The sequence below is a fragment of the Salifodinibacter halophilus genome (assembly GCA_012999515.1).
Taxonomy (GTDB): domain Bacteria; phylum Pseudomonadota; class Gammaproteobacteria; order Nevskiales; family Salinisphaeraceae; genus Salifodinibacter; species Salifodinibacter halophilus.
Map to the genome: position 1 here is coordinate 1 of JABEEB010000854.1, position 230 is coordinate 230.

The 230-nt window shown below is 76.1% G+C and carries 1 protein-coding gene; it reads right to left on the reverse strand.

Translation table 11 applies throughout. The features are described 5' to 3' along the window. On the reverse strand, nt 1-105 hold a 105-nt coding region (locus tag HKX41_13970; GenBank protein NNC25240.1), incomplete at its 3' end, for a hypothetical protein. Nucleotides 106-230: the final 125 nt, after the last annotated feature.

Below are 230 nucleotides of genomic sequence, written 5' to 3' on the forward strand. Positions count from 1 at the left end.
CTGCCCGCCCGCGCGGCGCGCTTCCAGCCAGCAATACAGGGCGGTGCGGGCGCCGCCGATGTGCAGGTAGCCGGTGGGACTGGGGGCGAAGCGGGTGCGGGTCATGCGCGGGCTCGGGTGGATCGGAGGGAGACCGGGGATTTTAACGGATGCGGGGCCGCCGGGTTTTGCGGGCCCGGCCGGGGGCCGGCGGCAGGCGCAGCGGTGCGGCCTCACCTGCGCGTCCTTGC